The sequence below is a fragment of the Enterovibrio makurazakiensis genome (assembly GCF_050336585.1).
Lineage (GTDB): Bacteria > Pseudomonadota > Gammaproteobacteria > Enterobacterales > Vibrionaceae > Enterovibrio > Enterovibrio gelatinilyticus.
Map to the genome: position 1 here is coordinate 123,512 of NZ_JAKJSE010000004.1, position 19,491 is coordinate 143,002.

22 protein-coding genes are annotated in these 19,491 nt (G+C 48.4%); 20 read left to right on the forward strand and 2 right to left on the reverse strand.

Annotated elements, in window-relative coordinates:
• The first annotated feature begins 4 nt into the window (after positions 1-4).
• The 18 genes from fliN (at position 5) to L4D06_RS00705 (ending at position 16,853) form a co-directional block, all read left to right on the forward strand.
• Positions 5-394, forward strand: a complete 390-nt coding sequence (gene fliN, locus L4D06_RS00620; RefSeq protein WP_016960137.1) for a flagellar motor switch protein FliN — start codon at positions 5-7, stop codon at positions 392-394.
• Positions 395-536: 142 nt separating this feature from the next.
• On the forward strand, positions 537-926 hold the full coding sequence (gene fliO / locus L4D06_RS00625; RefSeq protein WP_274163355.1) for a flagellar biosynthetic protein FliO: 390 nt from the start codon (positions 537-539) through the stop codon (positions 924-926).
• Positions 916-1,752 carry a flagellar type III secretion system pore protein FliP gene (gene fliP / locus L4D06_RS00630; RefSeq protein WP_274163508.1) on the forward strand — a complete coding sequence of 279 codons (837 nt, stop codon included), beginning with the start codon at positions 916-918 and terminating at the stop codon, positions 1,750-1,752. The genes fliO and fliP overlap by 11 nt, the downstream gene beginning before the upstream one ends.
• 9 nt (positions 1,753-1,761) lie before the next feature.
• Positions 1,762-2,031 carry a flagellar biosynthesis protein FliQ gene (gene fliQ / locus L4D06_RS00635; RefSeq protein ID WP_028024786.1) on the forward strand — a complete coding sequence of 90 codons (270 nt, stop codon included), beginning with the start codon at positions 1,762-1,764 and terminating at the stop codon, positions 2,029-2,031.
• A gap of 13 nt (positions 2,032-2,044) precedes the next feature.
• The gene (gene fliR / locus L4D06_RS00640; protein WP_274163354.1) at positions 2,045-2,842 is read left to right on the forward strand and encodes a flagellar biosynthetic protein FliR; all 798 of its coding nucleotides are present in this window, start codon (positions 2,045-2,047) and stop codon (positions 2,840-2,842) included.
• Positions 2,842-3,975 (forward strand): flagellar biosynthesis protein FlhB, encoded by a 1,134-nt coding sequence (gene flhB, locus L4D06_RS00645; protein ID WP_274163353.1) that lies wholly within the window; start codon positions 2,842-2,844, stop codon positions 3,973-3,975. Before fliR ends, flhB begins: the two co-directional genes overlap by 1 nt.
• A 114-nt stretch (positions 3,976-4,089) precedes the next feature.
• The gene (gene flhA, locus L4D06_RS00650) at positions 4,090-6,192 is read left to right on the forward strand and encodes a flagellar biosynthesis protein FlhA (RefSeq protein ID WP_274163352.1); all 2,103 of its coding nucleotides are present in this window, start codon (positions 4,090-4,092) and stop codon (positions 6,190-6,192) included.
• A 31-nt stretch (positions 6,193-6,223) separates the two neighbouring features.
• Positions 6,224-7,879, forward strand: a complete 1,656-nt coding sequence (gene flhF / locus L4D06_RS00655; RefSeq protein ID WP_429737506.1) for a flagellar biosynthesis GTPase FlhF — start codon at positions 6,224-6,226, stop codon at positions 7,877-7,879.
• Entirely contained in the window at positions 7,872-8,759 is an 888-nt protein-coding gene (locus L4D06_RS00660; RefSeq protein WP_028024791.1) for a MinD/ParA family protein, read from the forward strand. Before flhF ends, L4D06_RS00660 begins: the two co-directional genes overlap by 8 nt.
• Positions 8,752-9,474, forward strand: coding sequence for an RNA polymerase sigma factor FliA (locus L4D06_RS00665; RefSeq protein WP_028024792.1), 723 nt, complete (start codon positions 8,752-8,754; stop codon positions 9,472-9,474). The genes L4D06_RS00660 and L4D06_RS00665 overlap by 8 nt, the downstream gene beginning before the upstream one ends.
• Before the next feature lie 49 nt (positions 9,475-9,523).
• Positions 9,524-9,892: a chemotaxis response regulator CheY gene (gene cheY, locus L4D06_RS00670; RefSeq protein ID WP_035025371.1), complete on the forward strand. Its 369-nt coding sequence runs from the start codon at positions 9,524-9,526 to the stop codon at positions 9,890-9,892.
• 35 nt (positions 9,893-9,927) lie between these two features.
• Positions 9,928-10,659, forward strand: a complete 732-nt coding sequence (locus tag L4D06_RS00675; RefSeq protein WP_274163350.1) for a protein phosphatase CheZ — start codon at positions 9,928-9,930, stop codon at positions 10,657-10,659.
• Between the two features lie 9 nt (positions 10,660-10,668).
• The gene (locus L4D06_RS00680) at positions 10,669-12,837 is read left to right on the forward strand and encodes a chemotaxis protein CheA (RefSeq protein WP_429737507.1); all 2,169 of its coding nucleotides are present in this window, start codon (positions 10,669-10,671) and stop codon (positions 12,835-12,837) included.
• Between the two features lie 17 nt (positions 12,838-12,854).
• Complete coding sequence (locus L4D06_RS00685; RefSeq protein ID WP_274163348.1) at positions 12,855-14,003, forward strand: protein-glutamate methylesterase/protein-glutamine glutaminase; 1,149 nt, start codon at positions 12,855-12,857, stop codon at positions 14,001-14,003.
• A gap of 9 nt (positions 14,004-14,012) precedes the next feature.
• On the forward strand, positions 14,013-14,792 hold the full coding sequence (locus L4D06_RS00690; protein WP_274163347.1) for a ParA family protein: 780 nt from the start codon (positions 14,013-14,015) through the stop codon (positions 14,790-14,792).
• On the forward strand, positions 14,782-15,906 hold the full coding sequence (locus L4D06_RS00695) for a chemotaxis protein CheW (protein ID WP_429737508.1): 1,125 nt from the start codon (positions 14,782-14,784) through the stop codon (positions 15,904-15,906). Before L4D06_RS00690 ends, L4D06_RS00695 begins: the two co-directional genes overlap by 11 nt.
• Before the next feature lie 33 nt (positions 15,907-15,939).
• Positions 15,940-16,428 carry a chemotaxis protein CheW gene (locus L4D06_RS00700; protein WP_028024799.1) on the forward strand — a complete coding sequence of 163 codons (489 nt, stop codon included), beginning with the start codon at positions 15,940-15,942 and terminating at the stop codon, positions 16,426-16,428.
• Positions 16,428-16,853, forward strand: a complete 426-nt coding sequence (locus tag L4D06_RS00705; protein WP_274163345.1) for a DUF2802 domain-containing protein — start codon at positions 16,428-16,430, stop codon at positions 16,851-16,853. The genes L4D06_RS00700 and L4D06_RS00705 overlap by 1 nt, the downstream gene beginning before the upstream one ends.
• Before the next feature lie 119 nt (positions 16,854-16,972).
• Here L4D06_RS00705 and L4D06_RS00710 read toward each other — a convergent pair whose 3' ends face one another.
• Positions 16,973-17,266: an EscU/YscU/HrcU family type III secretion system export apparatus switch protein gene (locus L4D06_RS00710; RefSeq protein WP_429737510.1), complete on the reverse strand. Its 294-nt coding sequence runs from the start codon at positions 17,264-17,266 to the stop codon at positions 16,973-16,975.
• Positions 17,263-18,072 (reverse strand): flagellar hook-length control protein FliK, encoded by an 810-nt coding sequence (locus L4D06_RS00715; RefSeq protein WP_429737511.1) that lies wholly within the window; start codon positions 18,070-18,072, stop codon positions 17,263-17,265. Before L4D06_RS00715 ends, L4D06_RS00710 begins: the two co-directional genes overlap by 4 nt.
• 121 nt (positions 18,073-18,193) lie before the next feature.
• Here L4D06_RS00715 and ccmA point away from each other — a divergent pair, with 121 nt between their 5' ends.
• Both ccmA and ccmB read left to right on the forward strand, forming a co-directional pair.
• Positions 18,194-18,808, forward strand: coding sequence for a cytochrome c biogenesis heme-transporting ATPase CcmA (gene ccmA / locus L4D06_RS00720; protein WP_274163342.1), 615 nt, complete (start codon positions 18,194-18,196; stop codon positions 18,806-18,808).
• A complete protein-coding gene (gene ccmB / locus L4D06_RS00725; RefSeq protein WP_274163507.1) occupies positions 18,808-19,476 on the forward strand; it encodes a heme exporter protein CcmB in 669 nt (222 codons plus the stop codon). The genes ccmA and ccmB overlap by 1 nt, the downstream gene beginning before the upstream one ends.
• Positions 19,477-19,491 lie beyond the last annotated feature (15 nt).

The window sequence follows — 19,491 nt, forward strand, 5'->3', positions numbered from 1 at the left end:
AATCATGAGTGACGTAGAAGACGATTGGGCTGCAGCACTGGCTGAACAAGCTGAAGTAGAAGGTGGAGATGACGTGCAAACGGCGCCACTGGATGAATTGGTTGATGAGGCTCCGCCGATCAACGCCGATGAAGCCCGTAAGCTTGACGCTATTCTCGATATTCCTGTGACCATTTCCATGGAAGTGGGCCGCACCAATATCAATATTCGAAACTTACTGCAATTGAACCAAGGCTCTGTGGTTGAGTTGGATCGTCTTGCTGGTGAATCGCTGGATGTGCTTGTTAACGGTACGCTTATTGCGCACGGCGAAGTGGTTGTGGTCAACGACAAGTTCGGTATTCGATTGACGGATGTTATAAGCCAGACTGAGCGTATTAAAAAGCTCCGCTAAACGGCGAATTCCTTATTCTAACAACAAGGGATCTCGACAAAACATCTTAAAAAAGCACGCCCATTTCGGCGTGCTTTTTTTTCGGCCTGAATTTTGCTTAACCCTATAAATAGCTCAACACTTATCAGGATTAACAGAGAAAATGGCACGCCTGCAACTGACGACAATCGGACTCGTGTTTGCGCCTAGCGCATATTCAGCAACGTCTACCGGCGAGAACCTCGCAACGACCTTCGCGGCGCTGTTGGCGGTGATCGGCGTTATCTTTGCGTTGGCGTGGGTGCTCAAGCGCATGCAAGTTCCTTCTCTGATGGGCGCGAAAGCGGGGCTCAAAGTCGTTAGCCAACTCCCGCTTGGGCAAAAAGAGCGAGTCGTGGTGCTGGAAGTCAATGGTGAGCAAGTGTTGGTTGGTGTAACGCCACAGCAGATTACGCTACTTAAAACGTTGGATACGCCGATGGCTGAGCCAGAGCAGAGCCCGTCCTTTTCCTCTCAACTTAATAACATTCTGAAGAAAAATGATGCGTCTTAAATCTGTCAGTGCCATATTTTTGGCGCTTTGTTGTTTTCTTGTCACACCCCTTGCACTGGCGGAAGCAGAACCTGCGCCAGCGTCGGAAACCGTCACTGAAACCTTGATCAATAGCGCGGGTGAAGCATCAATGATGCAAGCCACGAATGGTGGCGGCGGTATTCCCGCGTTAACCATGACGGTGAACCCTGATGGGGGGGAAGACTACTCAGTCACGTTGCAAATTCTGGCGCTGATGACAGCATTGGGATTCTTGCCCGCCATAGTGATTCTTATGACGTCGTTTACCCGGATTGTGGTAGTGATGTCGATACTGCGTCAGGCGATGGGCCTTCAACAAACCCCGTCGAATCAGGTCATCATTGGCATTGCCATGTTCCTCACCCTTTTTGTGATGTCTCCTGTTATTGACCGAATGAACGTCTCTGCTGTTCAGCCCTATTTGAATGAAGAGATTAGCTCGCGTGAAGCATTCGATCGTGTGCAAGTGCCTTTGCGTGAATTCATGCTTAAGCAAACTCGAGTAAAAGATCTCGAAACTTTCGTGAATATGTCAGGCTCAGATGCGACAGAGCCTGAACTTGTGCCAATGACAGTGTTGATTCCCGCGTTCATTACATCGGAGCTCAAAACCGCATTCCAAATTGGTTTCATGCTGTTTCTGCCTTTTTTGATTATCGACTTAGTGGTGGCCTCGGTATTGATGGCAATGGGTATGATGATGTTGTCACCCATGATCGTATCCTTGCCGTTTAAGCTCATGCTATTTGTATTGGTAGACGGGTGGAACCTCATCTTGTCGACACTCGCTGGCAGTTTTGGGTAGGAGTGGGGTATGGGACCTGAAGCGTTCGTTGAACTTTTCCAAGATGCGTTGTACCTGATCCTTGTCATGGTCTGCGCCATTATTATTCCCGGTCTGATTGTGGGTTTGATTGTTGCGGTATTCCAAGCGGCGACCTCTATCAATGAACAAACGCTAAGCTTCTTGCCGCGTCTTATCGCAACCCTGGTTGCGTTAATGTTCTTTGGACACTCGATGACGAGAATGCTCATGGAGTATTTCATTCGTTTGGTGGAAGAAATTCCAACGCTGCTTTATTGACTGAGCACGACCTATGGAATATCCCGCACACATCATTCTCGAGTGGATGGCCCAGTTCTTTTGGCCGCTGACTCGTATCTCCGCCATGATGATGACCATGACCTTCTTTGGTGCTCGGTTTGTCCCCGTGCGTGTGCGTTTGTACTTGTCTCTCGCCATCACTTTCGCTGTGATGCCGTCTATCCCCAGTGTGCCAAGCACGATTGAATTAGTGTCATTTGGTGGCTTTGTGGTACTCGCTCAGCAACTTTTGATTGGCATCGCCATGGGTACTATCACTCAATTCGTCATGCAAACCTTTGTGTTGCTGGGTCAGATTATCGGTATGCAGTCGAGTTTGGGCTTCGCATCCATGGTTGACCCCGCCAATGGGCAGAATACGCCCCTGCTTGGTCAGTTTTATCTGTTTGTCGCGACTATGCTGTTCTTGTCGACGGATGGACACCTACAAATGCTGAACCTAGTCGTGCTGAGTTTTAAGAGCTTGCCGATTGGTGACATGCTTCAATCGGCAGACTATCGTGCGCTTGCAAGTTGGTTTGGCATTATGTTCAGTGTCGCATTGGGCATGGCATTGGCCGGTATTATCGCCTTGCTGACCGTGAACCTATCGTTTGGTGTGATGACCCGTGCAGCGCCACAATTGAATATTTTCTCTTTGGGCTTTTCGTTTGCTTTGCTTGTTGGCTTGATGATTTGTATGTACCTGCTCAATGGGATCTTGCCGCATTATTTGAACCACTGGGACACAGGTGTGAATGCAATCTGTGATTTGATTCGCCTCAACTGCAATGTGAGCGGAGGTGCCTAGTGGCAGAGAATGACGGCCAAGAACGTACAGAAGACGCCACACCCCGAAGGCGACAGCAGGCGCGGGAGAAAGGTCAAGTACCGCGCTCAAGAGAACTGGCATCGGTTGCGGTATTGGTCATTGGCGCTATCGCATTGATGTGGTTTGGCGAAAGTGTTGGGGAAGCGCTGATGGAAACCATGCGAAAATTCTTCACCCTCACTCGCGAAGAGATTTTTGATGTTACCACGTTAGGCTTAATTGCCTATGGCGCTATGTTTCATATCGCGTGGCCACTCGCCACAGTGTTATTGATGCTGTTTGTTGCTGGGTTACTCGGCGCTTCTGCGTTGGGGGGCGTCTCGTTTTCATGGGAGGCCGCGCGACCCAAACTCTCCAAAATGAGCCCGCTTCAAGGCATTAAACGTATGTTTGGCATGCAAAGCATGGTTGAACTCATTAAGTCGATTTTAAAAGTCACTTTGGTGGCAGGTGTCGCTTTCTATCTGATGATGGTGAGTGTTGATGACTTCTATCAACTGAATATCGAAACGTTCCCGACCAACCTGTATCACGCACTCGATATCTTGATGAACTTTGTTTTGCTGATCTGCTGTTCTTTATTGGTAGTGGTAGCAATCGATGTGCCATTTCAAATATGGCAGCACAATGATCAGCTCAAGATGACCAAACAAGAAATCAAAGACGAATACAAAGACACGGAAGGTAAACCGGAAGTGAAAGGCCGGATACGTATGTTGCAGCGTGAAATGGCGCAGCGACGGATGATGGCTGAGGTACCAACTGCTGACGTGGTCATCACTAACCCCGAGCACTACTCCGTTGCCCTGCGTTATGACAGCAAGATTGATCGAGCCCCCGTAGTGGTAGCCAAAGGGTCAGACTTTATGGCGCTGAAAATTCGAGAGATTGCTGCGCAGCATGACATCAGTATTGTTCCTGCACCACCACTTGCGCGTGCGGTCTACTACAGCACTGAGCTAGAGCAACAAATCCCCGATGGATTGTTTGCAGCAGTGGCGCAACTGCTCGCTTATGTCTTCCAACTTAAGCAGTACCAAAAAGGACGAGGACGTAAACCGACCTCTCTGGCGGAACAACAACTTCCGATACCGACAGAATTACGTCGCTAGTTGGTTGAAATGTGCGCAATTGGCGGCATTTCACTGAAATAAAAGCCAAAAAAACATGGTTCGTTTTTTGCTAGATAGGAAAGAGTGATTTAGCCCAGAGACGACAGACGACCCATGAAGCTTTCTTTGCCGTTCTACGACAAGGTACAACAAAAACTCCCATCTAAGTTGGGTGTGATGCCTGCCATCGGTGCTCCGATATTGGTACTGTCGGCCTTGGCAATGGTGATTTTGCCTGTCCCTGCCTTTTTGCTAGACATGTTTTTCTCGTTCAACATCGCCTTGTCGCTCGTTGTTCTCTTGGTCACCATCTACACCCGTAGACCTCTCGATTTCGCTGCATTTCCTACCGTTCTTTTGATCGCCACCTTGCTTCGTTTGGCATTGAACGTGGCATCAACACGTGTGGTGTTGCTTCATGGTCATGAAGGGCCGGGCGCTGCGGGTCAGGTTATTGACGCTTTTGGTTCGGTCGTCATTGGCGGTAACTATGCCGTTGGTCTTGTGGTCTTCCTGATTTTGATGATCATCAACTTTATGGTTGTTACCAAAGGTGCGGGCCGTATTTCTGAGGTAAGCGCTCGATTTACTCTGGACGCCTTGCCGGGTAAACAAATGGCGATTGATGCGGATTTGAACGCCGGACTTATTGACCAAGACCAAGCCAGAACTCGTCGTTCGGAAGTGACCAAAGAAGCGGACTTCTACGGTTCAATGGACGGTGCGTCTAAATTCGTAAAAGGCGATGCCATCGCGGGTATCTTGATTCTGGCAATCAACATCATCGGCGGCCTGTCAATTGGTATGGTTCAGCATAATGTGAGCTTCTCCGACGCCATCGAAATCTATACATTGCTGACCATCGGTGATGGTCTTGTGGCTCAAATTCCATCGCTTTTGTTGTCGATTGGTGCCGCCATCATGGTGACTCGTCAAAATACAGACGAAGACATGGGGCAGCAGCTTGTCTTTCAGCTGGTGGACAACCCAAAAGCGTTGATCATTGCTACTGGGATTTTAACGGTCATGGGTATTGTCCCAGGTATGCCTCATGTGCCGTTTCTCTCGTTAGCATTCGTGTGTGGTGGCTTTGCTTACTGGAAAACCAAACAGCAAGAAAATGCCAAGAAAGCCGCAGAAGAAAAACCAAAACAAGAGCTGGTTAAACCGAAGCCGAAAGATTTGTCATGGGATGATGTGCAGCCTGTTGACGTGATTGGCCTAGAGGTAGGTTACCGCCTTATTCCAATGGTGGACCGTGACCAAGGTGGCGAGCTGCTGGATCGCGTTAAAGGCGTGCGTAAGAAGTTGTCGCAGGATTTCGGTTTCCTTATTCCACCTGTTCATATTCGCGATAACCTTGAGCTTCCACCAAACAGCTACCGCATTACCTTGATGGGCGTGGCGGTTGGCGAAGCAGATATTCGTTCAGACAAAGAATTGGCAATTAACCCCGGCCAAGTGTTTGGCCCGATTGACGGTGAACCGACGGTAGACCCTGCGTTCAACCTAGAAGCTGTCTGGATTGAAAAATCACAGCGCGAGCATGCGCAGGCGCTGGGTTACACCGTGGTGGACTCCGCCACCGTGCTTGCAACGCATCTCAGCCAAATGTTGACCAACAACGCCGAGCGCTTGTTGGGTCATGAAGAAGCTCAGAACCTTATCGACATGCTGGCGAAACAAGCACCGCGTCTCGTTGAGGGGCTTATTCCTGATCTTATTTCGTTGGGAGCGGTGGTGAAAGTGATGCAGAACTTGCTTAACGAAGCCATTCCTATCCGCGATGTACGCACCATTATTCAGACGCTTTCAGAGTATGCACCGAAGAGTCAAGATCCTGACATTTTGACTGCCGCTGTACGGATTTCTCTCAAGCGACTAATCGTACAAGAAATCAATGGCATAGAACCCGAACTTCCGGTGATTACCTTGGTTCCTGAGTTGGAACAGATATTGCATAAAACTATGCAGGCATCAGGTGGTGAGTCCACGGGAATTGAACCTGGATTGGCAGAGCGTTTACAGCAAAGTCTTTCCGAAGCAACACAGCAGCAGGAACTTCAGGGTGAACCCGCTGTATTGCTAACTTCCGGCGTTCTTCGCTCCACCTTAGCCAAGTTTGTTAAGAACACGATTCCGTCTTTGCGTGTACTTTCTTATCAAGAAGTACCGGACGAAAAACAAATAAGAATTGTAAGAGCGGTTGGTAACTGATGCCGTGCATCAGTAAATCAGGACAACGATTTTGAAAATTAAACGATTTTTTGCCAAAGATATGCGAACTGCATTGGCCGAAGTGAAAGAAGCACTCGGCGCTGATGCGGTCATCATGTCCAACAAAAAAGTGACCGGTGGTGTCGAAATCGTGGCGGCAGTTGATACTGAAACGCCAACCCGTGATGTGCGCAAAGAAGCGGCCAAGACACAAATGGCGCAGAGTATGGATCGCGCACAGCCACAGCGTCGAATTGCCGAAGATAAAGTGCACCTGCGCCGCGACATCAGCAAAGAAGCGGCCAGAAAACCGTTAGGTGGTGCGCTAGGTAGCAAATTTTCAAGCTTGCTTGATCGCTATCAGTCACAGCTGCCGGACAGTGAGCGTGAGGAAGAGCCTGAAGTTGATTCACTGAGTGCGCTGCTTGCTCGTCAAAATGATGTACGCCGTCGTGAAACTGAAGCGGCATATGGCGCACAGCAGCAATCGCTTCGGCCTGCGGTAAATGGTCAGCAAAATAATCATTCAGGTCGCACTGGCGCTAATAATGCCGCCGGTGGATCAGCGCAAGGTTATGGCTCGGCTACTTCGCGCAGCAACCAGCAAGCGAAGGGTCAGGAGTTAGATCGTCTCTATCGTCAAAAACGTGACGAATTAGAGCGCCGAGATCCGCGCAATGGTGCGCGTCAGGAAAATCGCCTTGATGCAACGCGTAAAGAAACACGTAAATCTGCGCCTCGTCAGCCTGATGAAATGGAAGCGATGCGCAAAGAAATGGCAACGATTCGTAGCCTGCTAGAGCACCAGCTTTCAGGCTTAATGTGGCAAGAGGTTGAACGTAAAGAACCGCTTCGCGCCATGTTGATTAAACGACTAGAAAAAATGGGTATATCCCCCGTGCTCGCTGACCAGCTAGCGGGTTATATTCCTGAAGATACCCCACCGAATGAAGCGTGGTCTGAATTGTTAGAACTTGTAGCAGATCAGGTCATTACATCGAGTGAGAATCTACTAGAAACAGGTGGCGTCATTGCCCTGTTAGGGCCAACGGGCGTAGGGAAAACCACCACGATCGCGAAACTTGCGGCACGGGCAGCAATGGACTTCGGCCCAGAAGAAATAGCACTGGTGACTACAGATACATTTCGTATCGGTGCGCATGAGCAATTGGCGACGTACGGTAGAATTTTAGGTTGTCCGGTAAAAGTTGCTAAAGATGCAGACACACTGGCCGATATTCTGTATCAGTTACGTCATCGTCGATTGATTCTGTTAGATACCGCAGGCATGGGCCAGCGTGATCTTAGGTTATCAGAACAACTTGATACTCTGATCCAAAGCAGTGGATCACATATTCGAAGCTTACTTGTTTTGCCCGCCACCTCACAGCGTCGCGTGTTACAAGAGACCATTGACCATTTTCGTCGCATCCCCCTATCAGGGTGTGTGCTAACGAAACTAGATGAATCTCTCAGCCTAGGTGAACTACTGAGCGTTACGATTGAAAACGCGCTTCCAGTCACCTATCTCGCTGATGGGCAACGAGTGCCGGAAGACATTCGTCATGCCAGCGGAAGATATCTGGTCAACAGAGCGAGTGAACTGATGGATCAAGATTCAGAGCAGCAAAACCATTTCTGGAGTCATGATGTACCAGAGTCGAATGCGGCGGACTTTTATGATTGAGACAACCATGCATGATCAAGCAAGCGGCCTCCGCCGCCTGACAAACCCGACTCGCACCAAAGTCATCACTGTTACAGGTGGTAAAGGTGGCGTAGGTAAAACTAACATTACCTTGGGCATGGGCATGTCAATGGCCAAGCAAGGCAAAAAGGTCATGGTGTTGGATGCCGACTTAGGTTTGGCGAACATTGATGTGCTGTTGGGATTACGTGTCGGTAAAAACCTAAGCCACGTAATGCAAGGTGTATGCGACCTAAAGGACATCATTGTTGAAGGGCCACATGGCTTAAAGATTATTCCAGCGTCTTCAGGTATGCGCGGCATGACTGAATTGTCGACGGCGCAACATGCTGGTTTGATTCGAGCTTTTGGCACGTTGGATGAAGAAGTGGATGTGTTGCTCGTTGACACCGCCGCTGGTATTTCAGACATGGTGTTAAGCTTCTCTCGTGCAGCGCAAGATGTTGTTATTGTGGTGTGTGATGAGCCGACCTCCATCACGGATGCTTATGCTTTAATTAAGCTTTTGAGCCGTGAACATGGTGTGACTCGCTTTAAAGTTGTCGCCAATATGGTGCGTAGTTATCGCGAAGGTCGAGATTTATTTACAAAATTAACGCGTGTAACAGAAAGATTTTTAAATGCTAATCTAGAATTAGTAGCATGTGTTCCATTAGATGAACGAGTGCGTCAGTCCGTTAAAAAACAAAAAGTGGTTGTTGATGCATTCCCTCAATCACCTGCAGCCTTGGCGTTGAACGCTCTGGCGAACAAAGCGTTGACTTGGCCAGTACCACGTAACCCAGGTGGACATCTAGAGTTTTTTGTAGAGCGGCTGCTCGTTCGAGATGAAGCTGCAGGGGACTATCTCGGTGAATAGAGCGCTCACCTACAGCAGAACAGGCGCATCGACGGAAACGGTATTTGAGCAATATTCGACGCTAGTAAAGCGCATTGCTCATCACCTTGTTTCACGTTTGCCCCCCAACGTGCAGGTCGACGATTTAATTCAGGCCGGCATGATTGGTTTGCTGGAAGCGCAACAAAACTACGACGCGTCGAAAGGGGCGAGTTTTGAAACCTATGCTGGGATACGTATTCGTGGTGCCATGCTTGATGACATCCGAAAAGGCGATTGGGTACCACGCTCCGTACACAGAAATAACCGCCAAATCAGCGATGTGATTGCAAAGCTTGAAGGCGAGTTAGGGCGAGACCCTAGCGACAAAGAAATTGCGAAACGTCTGGGTATGAGCCTTGACCAGTATTATCAGATACAGAACGACATCAATGCGGGACGTTTAATTGGTATCGAAGATCTGGGCGTTTCAGAAGATGCTTTCGTCACTGAAAGTCATCGTGAAGAGAATCTTCCCTTTGAGGAAGTCGCGGAAGATAGTTTTAAGGCGCACCTAGCCCAAGCTATTAAAGGACTCCCTGAAAGAGAGGCTTTGGTACTCTCTCTCTATTACGACGAGGAACTTAACCTCAAGGAGATTGGTGCCATTATCGGGGTCAGCGAATCCCGAGTTTGCCAGATTCAAAATCAGGCAATGCAGCGGTTACGGACCAAGCTTACTGCTTGGTCAAAGTAAGTTTTTATAATTATAAGGGACCTCACCGGAGGCAACTTTGAACACAAACATGAAAATCCTCGTTGTTGATGACTTCTCAACAATGCGACGTATCGTTAAGAACCTCCTTCGTGATCTGGGTTTCAACAACACTGTTGAAGCAGATGACGGCCTAACAGCGCTGCCAATTCTAAAGAAAGGCGGTATTGATTTCGTCGTTACTGACTGGAACATGCCAGGTATGCAGGGTATTGACCTGTTGAAGAACATTCGCTCTGACGCAGATCTTAAGCATCTTCCTGTGCTTATGATCACTGCAGAAGCGAAGCGTGAGCAAATCGTGGAAGCAGCTCAAGCTGGCGTAAATGGTTACATTGTTAAACCATTCACTGCGGCAACCTTGAAAGAAAAGCTGGACAAGATTTTCGAACGCATGTGATTTGTTTCTTCGCGCAGTGAAGGATTAATAAAACAATGATAACACTCGACCAAGCTAAAGAATTGGTCAGTTTGCTTGAAGAAGGGAATCAGGAAAGCGCGAACGAGTTGCTGGCTAAATTGGCAAGCGACACGCGTAATCCGCTCTTCAATGAGGTTGGGAAACTGACCCGGCAGCTGCACGATTCGCTATCTAATTTCCGATTAGATCCGCGTGTCAGTGATCTTGCGAATAGCGAGATCCCTGATGCTAAAGATCGCCTTAACTTTGTTATGGAAAAAACGGAAATTGCTGCAAACCGAACCATGGATGCAGTGGAAGCGACGTTACCTATCGCCGATAACCTACAAGATTGCCTTGCTCAGGTTAGACCTCAGTGGAACAACCTGATGGGAGGGCGGATTGACATCGCTAGCTTCAAAGCGCTTTGTCACCAGCTTGATGGTTTGTTGACGCAAGTCGAAGGGGACACCACCAAATTGCACGGTCAGTTGACCGAAATTTTGATGGCTCAAGACTTCCAAGATCTGACAGGTCAGGTCATTAGACGCGTTATCGAATTGGTTCAAGAAGTCGAAAGCCAGCTGGTAGAAATCCTGACGGCATTTGGTTTGGATGACGAGCCGAAAGACACAGAATTAGAAACAGAACAACAATCTGGCATCAAGGCTGAAGGGCCTGTCGTGACTGAAGAGCAGCGTCAAGAGAAACAAGTGATGCAAAGCCAGGACGACGTGGACGATTTACTTTCAAGCCTTGGCTTTTAGGGGTGCGTTATGAGCTTTGAAATGGATGAAGAAATCCTGCAGGACTTTTTGATCGAAGCAGGGGAAATTCTAGAACTATTGTCCGAACAACTCGTGGATCTGGAAAAAACACCAGACGACCGAGATTTGCTGAATGCAATTTTCCGAGGATTTCACACGGTTAAAGGTGGCGCAGGCTTTTTGTCACTCACAGAGCTGGTAGATACTTGCCACGGTGCTGAAAATATTTTTGATAACCTCCGTAACGGTGGCCGCCCACTCAACGCTGAAGTCATGGATATTATTCTGCAGGCGCTTGATACGGTGAATGAGCAGTTTGCATGCGTGCAACAAAGCGAACCAGCCCCAGCGGCTGACCCAGCATTGTTGGAAGCATTGCACAAGTATGCCAAACCTGCTTCAGAAGACGAAGCCGAGCCAGAAGCTGTAGCACCTGAGCCAGAACCAGAACCTGAACCTGAACCCGAAGTTGTGGCTGAAGCCCCAGCTCAGGGAGGCGAAGCAATAGCTGGTGACTCTGTCGACGAAATTACCGATGATGAATTCGACCGTTTGCTCGATCAACTGCACGGTAAAGGTCAATCTCCTACTGCGAATGGCTCAGAGCCAAGCGAGGCAGCCGCACCGGCTCCCGCTGCGGACAGTGGTGACATGACAGATGATGAATTTGACCGTCTGCTAGACGAGCTTCATGGCTCGGGCAAGGGGCCGGCGCTTGATGGTGATGCTGCTCAGGCGACACCACCACCACAAAACTCATCGGTTGAAAGCCCAAGCAGTGATGAAATCACTGATGACGAATTTGAAAAACTGTTAGACGAACTGCACGGACAGGGTAAAAGCCCAATCGAAGCAGATGCGTCAAAGAGTGCGCCAGCGCCCGCAGCTGCACCAAAAGTGGAGCCAAAGCCTGCCCCTGCACCAGCTCCAAAAGCAGAAGCGCCAGCAGCTAAGCCACCAGCAACCGTTGCCAAGCCACCTGCAAAAGTGGAAGAGAAGAAAACACCTGTTGCTCAACCAGAGCAAACCGTTCGTGTGAATACGTCAACACTCGACACCATCATGAATATGGTCGGTGAGCTAGTGTTGGTGCGTAACCGTTTGGTGAGTCTGGGCGCGAACAGTGATGACGAGCATATGGCGAAAGCGGTTACCAACCTTGATGTTGTAACGGCTGATTTGCAAGGCGCAGTGATGCAAACGCGTATGCAGCCGATCAAGAAAGTGTTTGGTCGTTTCCCTCGCGTTGTACGCGACTTAGCGCGAAGCCTTAAGAAAGATATCGTGCTTGAAATGCGCGGCGAAGAAACGGACCTTGATAAAAACTTGGTTGAAGCACTCGCTGACCCAATGGTCCACTTGGTGCGTAACTCGGTTGACCACGGCATAGAAATGCCAGATGTTCGTGAGCAAAATGGTAAGCCTCGTGTGGGCACCGTTACGTTGGCGGCATCACAAGAAGGTGACCATATTCTGCTAACCATCGAAGATGATGGCGGCGGTATGGATGCGGAAAAACTCCGTGGTATCGCGGTGAATCGTGGTGTTTTGGACGTTGATGCAGCTGCCCGTTTGACGGATACCGAAGCATTTAATCTGATTTTTGCACCAGGCTTCTCCACCAAGACTGAGATTTCTGATATCTCGGGTCGTGGTGTAGGCATGGATGTAGTAAAAACTGCGATCACCCAGCTGAACGGTACGATTTCTATCGATTCCGTATTGGGTCGCGGAACGATTATTTCAATCAAAGTGCCGTTGACGTTGGCGATACTTCCAACGCTAATGGTGGGTATTGGTAACAACCCATTTGCATTCCCATTGTCTAATGTTAATGAAATCATAAGCTTGGATTTGTCTCGCACCAATACAGTGGACGGTCAATTGACTATCATTGTTCGTGAGAAAGCTATTCCATTGTTTTATCTACAAGATTGGCTGTGCAAAACGCGTGCGTCAGTCAGAGATAGCGGCCATGTTGTGATTGTTCAAATGGGACATCAACCTATCGCATTTGTGGTGGACTCATTGATTGGACAAGAAGAAGTGGTGATCAAACCATTGGATGAACTGCTGCAAGGTACGCCGGGCATGGCGGGTGCAACGATCACCAGTGATGGTCATATTGCATTGATTTTGGACGTGCCAAATCTGCTTAAGCGTTACGCTGGCCGATAATAATTATAAGGAATGACATGTCAGTGAAAGTTTTGGTGGTGGATGATTCAAGCTTTTTCCGCCGCCGAGTGAGTGAAATTATTAACGGGGATCCGCGTCTTGAAGTTATTGACTGTGCAGTCAATGGTAAAGAGGCCGTCGACAAAGCGGCAAAGCTAAAACCTGATGTAATCACGATGGACATCGAAATGCCTGTGATGGATGGCATTACGGCGGTGCGCGAGATTATGCGCACTAATCCGACGCCAATTTTGATGTTCTCTTCACTGACACATGATGGTGCCAAAGCGACGTTGGATGCGTTAGATGCTGGTGCGCTCGATTTCTTGCCGAAAAAATTCGAAGATATTGCGCGCAACCGTGATGACGCAGTCAAACTGCTTCAACAGCGTGTAAACGAAATAGCGCGTAAACGCACGTTTATGCGCCGTCCTGCAGTCACGCCTGCACCCGCAATGGCAACATCATTGTCTTCTGGTGCGACCCCAACACGAACACCGACTCGACCAATGGCGAGTAGCGGTCTAGCAACGGCGACCCCACCAGCACGTCCAGTCACGCCAATGGGGCGTTTCAAAGCCAGCGGCAAACGCTATCAATTGACGGCGATTGGTACCTCAACGGGTGGGCCGGTTGCATTACAAAAAGTGCTGAGTGCATTGCCTGCTAACTACCCAATGCCCATTTTATTGATTCAGCATATGCCTTCCACATTCACTTCGGCTTTTGCACAACGTCTCAATGGCCTTTGCAAAATTTCAGTGAAAGAAGCGCAAGACGGCGAACCACTCAAGGCTGGGACGGCATATTTAGCGCCAGGCGGTATGCAGATGATGATCGATGGACGCCCAGGCGCTACCCGTGTCAAAATCATTGATGGCGGCGATCGAATGAACTATAAGCCATGTGTTGATGTGACTTTTGGCTCTGCTGCAAATGTATATGGCGATAAAGTGCTATCGATGGTACTCACCGGAATGGGTGCTGATGGCCGAGATGGCGCGAGAATGCTGAAACAACAAGGTTCAACCGTTTGGGCGCAAGACGAAGATAGCTGTGTGGTTTACGGGATGCCGCAAGCAGTGGCAAAAGCAGGAATTTCTACAGAAGATTTACCTCTTGATCGTATTGCCGAACGGATCCTCGTTGAGCTCAATCTGGTATAAGGAGCGGCTGTGATAGTTTGGAGCATTGCAAACCAGAAGGGCGGTGTTGGGAAAACAACCTCAACCATTACGCTTGCTGGGCTTCTCAGTGAAAGAAACAAGCGCGTATTGTTGATCGACACCGATCCCCACGCTTCGTTAACGACGTATCTGAATTACGATTCAGAGACGTTGCCACAAACGCTTTTTGACCTGTTTCAACTCCAGACTATAAGCCGAGATACGGTTAAACCACTCATTCTAAACACAGAATATAAGAACCTCGATTTACTGCCTTCTCATATGTCACTTGCGACATTGGACAGAGCGATGGGAAATCGAGGGGGCATGGGGCTAATGCTTAAAAAGACATTGGCTTGCCTAGAAGACGAATACGACTATGCACTTATCGATTGCCCGCCGATCTTGGGGGTAATGATGGTGAATGCACTAGCGGCGAGTAACCGTATTCTCATTCCTGTTCAGACTGAGTTCTTGGCCATGAAAGGCTTGGAGCGCATGATTCGCACTTTACAGATCATGCAGAAATCACGCAGTTCTGCTTTTAAAGTGTGTATTGTTCCAACCATGTACGATAAGCGTACCCGTGCGTCTTTGGAAACATTACAAGAGCTGAAAGTGCGTTACCCCGATCAGGTTTGGACATCCGCAGTACCGATTGACACGAAATTCCGTGATGCGAGCTTAAAGCATATGCCTCCATCGTATTACGCGAAGAATTGTCGCGGCGTTTTTGCATACAAAACGCTGCTTTCTTATTTGGAGCGACTGGAACAGGATGAAAGATAGCCGTGCGTTATCCAGTGTTCAGGCGCTGGACGATTATTTTGATGCGTTGCTGGAAGATGATGATCAGCAGCGGACAGACACGGATGTGACAACAGATGTCGCAGGCGTCACTGAGTTAAAATTGCAGCCCGCAAAGGTTGAAGCGATCCCGCTGTTTGCTGGCGCCACGCTCACGAAACAACAGCGTGATTTGTCTTCGGTTGAGAAGTTGCTCAGTCAGCTTCAGCTTGAAGATGGGTTAGAGGTCGAAGTAGAAGAGCTAGTTGACGTTGAGGTTGAAGTCCAAGCAGAGGTTGAAGTTCAAGCCGAGGTTGAGGCTGAAATCGCGATAGAAACAGAGGTCGCGATAAACCTCGAGACAAACGTCGACACAGATTCACCTGTCGAAGTACTTGAGCAAAATCATGTCGTTGACGATGTGGTCGTCGACATACAGACCTACTCAGAAACGACAGTAGTAGAAGATATTGCTACCGAAACGGCTTATGTCGAACCACAAGTTGATATTGGTATTGACGACATGGTCGTTGAACAGATTGAGACACCCGTATCGGAAGACCTTCTCGAAGACGAAGTGGCGTATGTTGAGCCGGATATTGAGACGGACGCAGAACCTGAGGTTCAAGAAGGCGAAGATATCGCACCACCTTGGAAGAACATTGCTTCAGAGCATGCGTTTCAAGTGCTGTTCTTTGAGTCATTTGGTGTGACGTATGCTGTGCCACTGGCAGAGTTGGGTGGTATTCATCGGCTAGAAGACTGTAATCATTTGATAGGTCGACCAGACTGGTATTTGGGCTTGCAAACCGAGCGAGATCAACAGCTTGATGTTGTCGATACCGCGAAGTGGGTAATGCCAGAAAAAATAACGGATAACAGCCATCGCGAAGGCTATAGTTATATTGTGCTCTTGGGTGACAGTAAATGGGGATTGGCATGCAATTCCCTTTTAGGCACAGAGTCCCTCAAGGGAGAGCAAGTGCGATGGCGTGAACAAGCAGGCAAACGGCCTTGGTTGGCCGGACTAGTAAAAGAAAAAATGTGCGCATTGATTCACGTCGAAGCGCTGATTGCCATGCTAAATCAAGGTATAGATGCCAACGCGTTGGCGTAATTGACGCAGCACAGCACGTAAAGAGGAAAACAAATGTCTCAGGTAGCTGAAGTTCAAAAAGATAACGTGAATGACGAGGTCCTACAGTGGGTGACCTTCCAGCTGGAAGAGGAAACCTACGGCATTAACGTTATGCAGGTTAGAGAAGTTTTACGCTATTCCGAAATCGCGCCGGTACCAGGTGCACCAGACTATGTACTGGGCATCATTAACCTTCGTGGCAACGTGGTTACAGTTATCGATACTCGCTCTCGCTTTGGCTTGATGCAAGGCGATGTAAGCGATAACACTCGTGTGATTGTTATCGAAGCTGAATCACAAGTCATCGGTATTATGGTCGACAGTGTGGCTGAGGTGGTTTACCTCAAAACATCTGAAATCGACACCACACCAAGTGTGGGTACGGATGAAAGTGCTAAGTTCATTCAAGGCGTTAGCAACCGCAATGGCAGCCTGCTAATCCTTGTTGATTTGAACAAGCTACTCTCTGATGACGAGTGGTCAGACATGGCTATGCTCTAATGCTTGACGTCGTGTTGCACTGGCTACCGCTCGGTGTGTCTATCATCGTAGCGGTGGTTGCGTTCGTGCTAATACGCAGAGAGAAGAAAGCGAGACTGACTCTGGATGCTAAATTCCAAGCCATGGAGTTGTTGTTTAAAAACTCTCGCCAACAACATGAGAGTTTATCAAAGCAATTTAATGAATTGCGTGCTGGCTCAATTGGTATGAGCCAAAAGCTTGCTGAGCTATCCCAACGATTCGATGACTTGGTAGATAAGCAAAACGAGCTGGAAATGCACGATCCAGATGGCCGACTGTATAGCCGGGCAAGTAAGATGGTTGAACTGGGTGCTGATATTCATGAGCTAATGGAAGAGTGTGATCTTCCTAAAGCAGAAGCGGAACTTTTGTTGAGCATCCGAAAGCAACGACTGGTGAGATAGTCACTCTCAATGACTTCCTAAGGCTGGCACCGTGATTGATGAAATCTCGGTGATAAATGGGTGCGATAAGGCTTTTTTGTCGTCCCTCAGCTAAAGCGTCTCGCAAAGACCAATGGTGCTTACACCGATTGGTTAACGACAGACCCTTCCCACCCGGGCGGGGTTTTTCCGTCTAAATACCATGCGAATGCAATCAATTCAGCAATAACCAGATACACAGACTCTGGTACTTCATCTCCAATCTCCAAAGCAGAAAGCCAGTTCATTAGCGCTTCATCGCTATGCACCAACCCTCCATTTTTCTCCATTTCTTCAATCAGTTTTTCCGCCAATGCGTCGTATCCTTTTGCGCTAACTTGTGGCGCATTGACCCCATCATAGCGAAGGGCGATGGCTGCTTTGGGATTTTTCATACTTGAATGTTCACTCCGTGTTCTACCGATGTTGGCTCTGTGTTCTCACTGACGTTAATCTCGCACTGAGAGACGCAAATATGATGCTTACTCAATTGTTGCTCTAGCGCGGGAAGCGATTGTTCGATTAGTTTCTCTAGGCTCGCTGAGTCAGTGGTAAATCGCAACGCTAAAGACTGATCGTAGATATCTGCCGTCGCTGTGAGGTGTCGACGTTTTGACAGTGTGAGATTGACGCTGATGCTCCAGTGGGATTTTTTTCGTCTTCCGAGGGTCTTTTTCTTGGCTGTGATATGAACAGGTGTGGGAGATACATGGCTAAGAGGGAAGTACCAATGATATTCATTGGTTTTATTTCCGTCGAGCACTCTTTGCTCCGTTAACAGCATCAATAGCGCTTTGATTTTTCCATTGCCATCATTGTCTGCCATCGACGTTGTTACTTGACGCAAGGCATCGAGTAGGGCTTTGTCTGATTGCCGATTTGATAGCCATTTTGCGGCCAGTTCTGGTGTGTTTGGCATCACAAGCGTTTTTAGCAAGATACTCAGCATGCTAGGTGTCATGGTGGTATTGAGTGCATGGGTGTCGGGGGCTTTGGCTGGTGAAGAAAGTGAAGGTGAATGCATCAACAAGGGAAAGAGGTTGATCAGTCTGAGTACTTGCGAAAGTTGTGAAGAAGCAAGCTGTGTTTGAGGGAGCTGCACGGCTTTTTCTTGACCAATATTCAACAATTTCTCATGGAGATTGCTCTTAATGGATTCAAGCGTTAGTACTTTGATGTTGCTGGTGTTATCTATTTTCATATTTACTCACAATTATTAACGCTCGACGTGCCAGACCGTTATCGCACCGCTAACGGTCTAAAACCCTCTATGTTATTATCGGGCATAATTTTGAATACTTTACCGGGAACGCTAATTTCTCATGTTGGAAGTGCATCAACTCAGCAGTATTCGTGATGAACGAGTATTGTTTGAAGATCTATGTTTTACCGTGTCACCCGGTGAACTTGTGCAAGTTGAAGGCCCCAACGGCGCGGGCAAAACCACCCTATTGAGAATCATTGCGGGCTTGGGTTTGGCTGAATCTGGCGATGTGCGCTGGCAAGGACAATCCGTTACCAAGGTAAGAGAAGAGTTCTACAGTAACTTGCTCTTCCTTGGTCATAGTGCGGGTGTGAAGCGAGAGCTCACTGCGTTTGAAAATCTTGCTTTTTACCAGCAGATGCACGGTGACGCTGATGAGTCTGTGTTGTGGGATGCGTTGGCACGTGTTGGTTTAGCAGGAAGAGAAGATGTGCCTGCGGCTCAATTGTCGGCTGGGCAAAACCGCCGCGTGGCGTTGGCGAGGCTTTGGATTAGCCAATCAAAGCTTTGGATTTTGGATGAGCCTCTGACCGCCATCGATAAACAAGGCGTAAAGGTATTGGAGACTCTCTTTCAGGAACATGTGAATGGTGGCGGTATGGTGTTGTTTACTACGCACCAAGATATGTTTGAAGGCAATACGTTGTTGCGTCGCGTTAGGTTGGGTGAATGATGGGCTCAGCCATGTATCAAATGATTCGACGAGAACTGATGATCGCGTTTCGTCGCCAGTCAGACATGCTTAACCCGTTGTGGTTTTTCATTATCGTTATTATGTTGTTCCCTTTAGGTGTTGGCCCTGGACCAAACTTATTGGCGGACATTGCCCCCGGTATTATTTGGGTGGCTGCATTGCTGGCAGCGGTCCTGTCGTTAGAGCGTCTGTTTCGCGATGATTTTATTGATGGTTCGCTGGAGCAAATGTTGCTCATGCCCGAACCATTATCAGTATTGGCCTTTGCCAAAATAGTGGCGCATTGGCTACTGACGGGCTTGCCGCTTTTGATCATAAGCCCACTATTAGCCGTATTGCTTTCTTTGGATTGGGCGACTTATCAAGCTGTGGTATTGACCCTACTGTTAGGTACTCCCACACTGAGCTTTTTGGGCGCGATTGGTGTAGCGCTAACGGTTGGTCTTCGTAAAGGTGGCGTGCTTTTGAGTTTGCTCGTATTGCCGCTTTTCATCCCAGTATTAATTTTTGCAACATCTGCGATTGATATGGCGTCGAATGGTTTCCCAATTAACGGTCAATTGGCCATTTTAGGCGCACTATTGGTTGGTTCAGCAACGTTGTCACCGTTTGCAGTATCTGCAGCGCTGCGCGTGAGCGTTCAATAACCCAAATTTTATAAT

Coding starts and splice junctions, on each gene's coding strand:
- fliN (WP_016960137.1), top strand. CDS start 5: ATGAGTGACGTAGAAGACGATTGGGCTGCAGCACTGGCTGAACAAGCT.
- fliO (WP_274163355.1), top strand. CDS start 537: ATGGCACGCCTGCAACTGACGACAATCGGACTCGTGTTTGCGCCTAGC.
- fliP (WP_274163508.1), top strand. CDS start 916: ATGCGTCTTAAATCTGTCAGTGCCATATTTTTGGCGCTTTGTTGTTTT.
- fliQ (WP_028024786.1), top strand. CDS start 1,762: ATGGGACCTGAAGCGTTCGTTGAACTTTTCCAAGATGCGTTGTACCTG.
- fliR (WP_274163354.1), top strand. CDS start 2,045: ATGGAATATCCCGCACACATCATTCTCGAGTGGATGGCCCAGTTCTTT.
- flhA (WP_274163352.1), top strand. CDS start 4,090: ATGAAGCTTTCTTTGCCGTTCTACGACAAGGTACAACAAAAACTCCCA.
- L4D06_RS00660 (WP_028024791.1), top strand. CDS start 7,872: ATGATTGAGACAACCATGCATGATCAAGCAAGCGGCCTCCGCCGCCTG.
- cheY (WP_035025371.1), top strand. CDS start 9,524: ATGAAAATCCTCGTTGTTGATGACTTCTCAACAATGCGACGTATCGTT.
- L4D06_RS00675 (WP_274163350.1), top strand. CDS start 9,928: ATGATAACACTCGACCAAGCTAAAGAATTGGTCAGTTTGCTTGAAGAA.
- L4D06_RS00680 (WP_429737507.1), top strand. CDS start 10,669: ATGAGCTTTGAAATGGATGAAGAAATCCTGCAGGACTTTTTGATCGAA.
- L4D06_RS00685 (WP_274163348.1), top strand. CDS start 12,855: ATGTCAGTGAAAGTTTTGGTGGTGGATGATTCAAGCTTTTTCCGCCGC.
- L4D06_RS00695 (WP_429737508.1), top strand. CDS start 14,782: ATGAAAGATAGCCGTGCGTTATCCAGTGTTCAGGCGCTGGACGATTAT.
- L4D06_RS00700 (WP_028024799.1), top strand. CDS start 15,940: ATGTCTCAGGTAGCTGAAGTTCAAAAAGATAACGTGAATGACGAGGTC.
- L4D06_RS00705 (WP_274163345.1), top strand. CDS start 16,428: ATGCTTGACGTCGTGTTGCACTGGCTACCGCTCGGTGTGTCTATCATC.
- L4D06_RS00710 (WP_429737510.1), bottom strand. CDS start 17,266: ATGAAAAATCCCAAAGCAGCCATCGCCCTTCGCTATGATGGGGTCAAT.
- L4D06_RS00715 (WP_429737511.1), bottom strand. CDS start 18,072: ATGAAAATAGATAACACCAGCAACATCAAAGTACTAACGCTTGAATCC.
- ccmA (WP_274163342.1), top strand. CDS start 18,194: ATGTTGGAAGTGCATCAACTCAGCAGTATTCGTGATGAACGAGTATTG.
- ccmB (WP_274163507.1), top strand. CDS start 18,808: ATGGGCTCAGCCATGTATCAAATGATTCGACGAGAACTGATGATCGCG.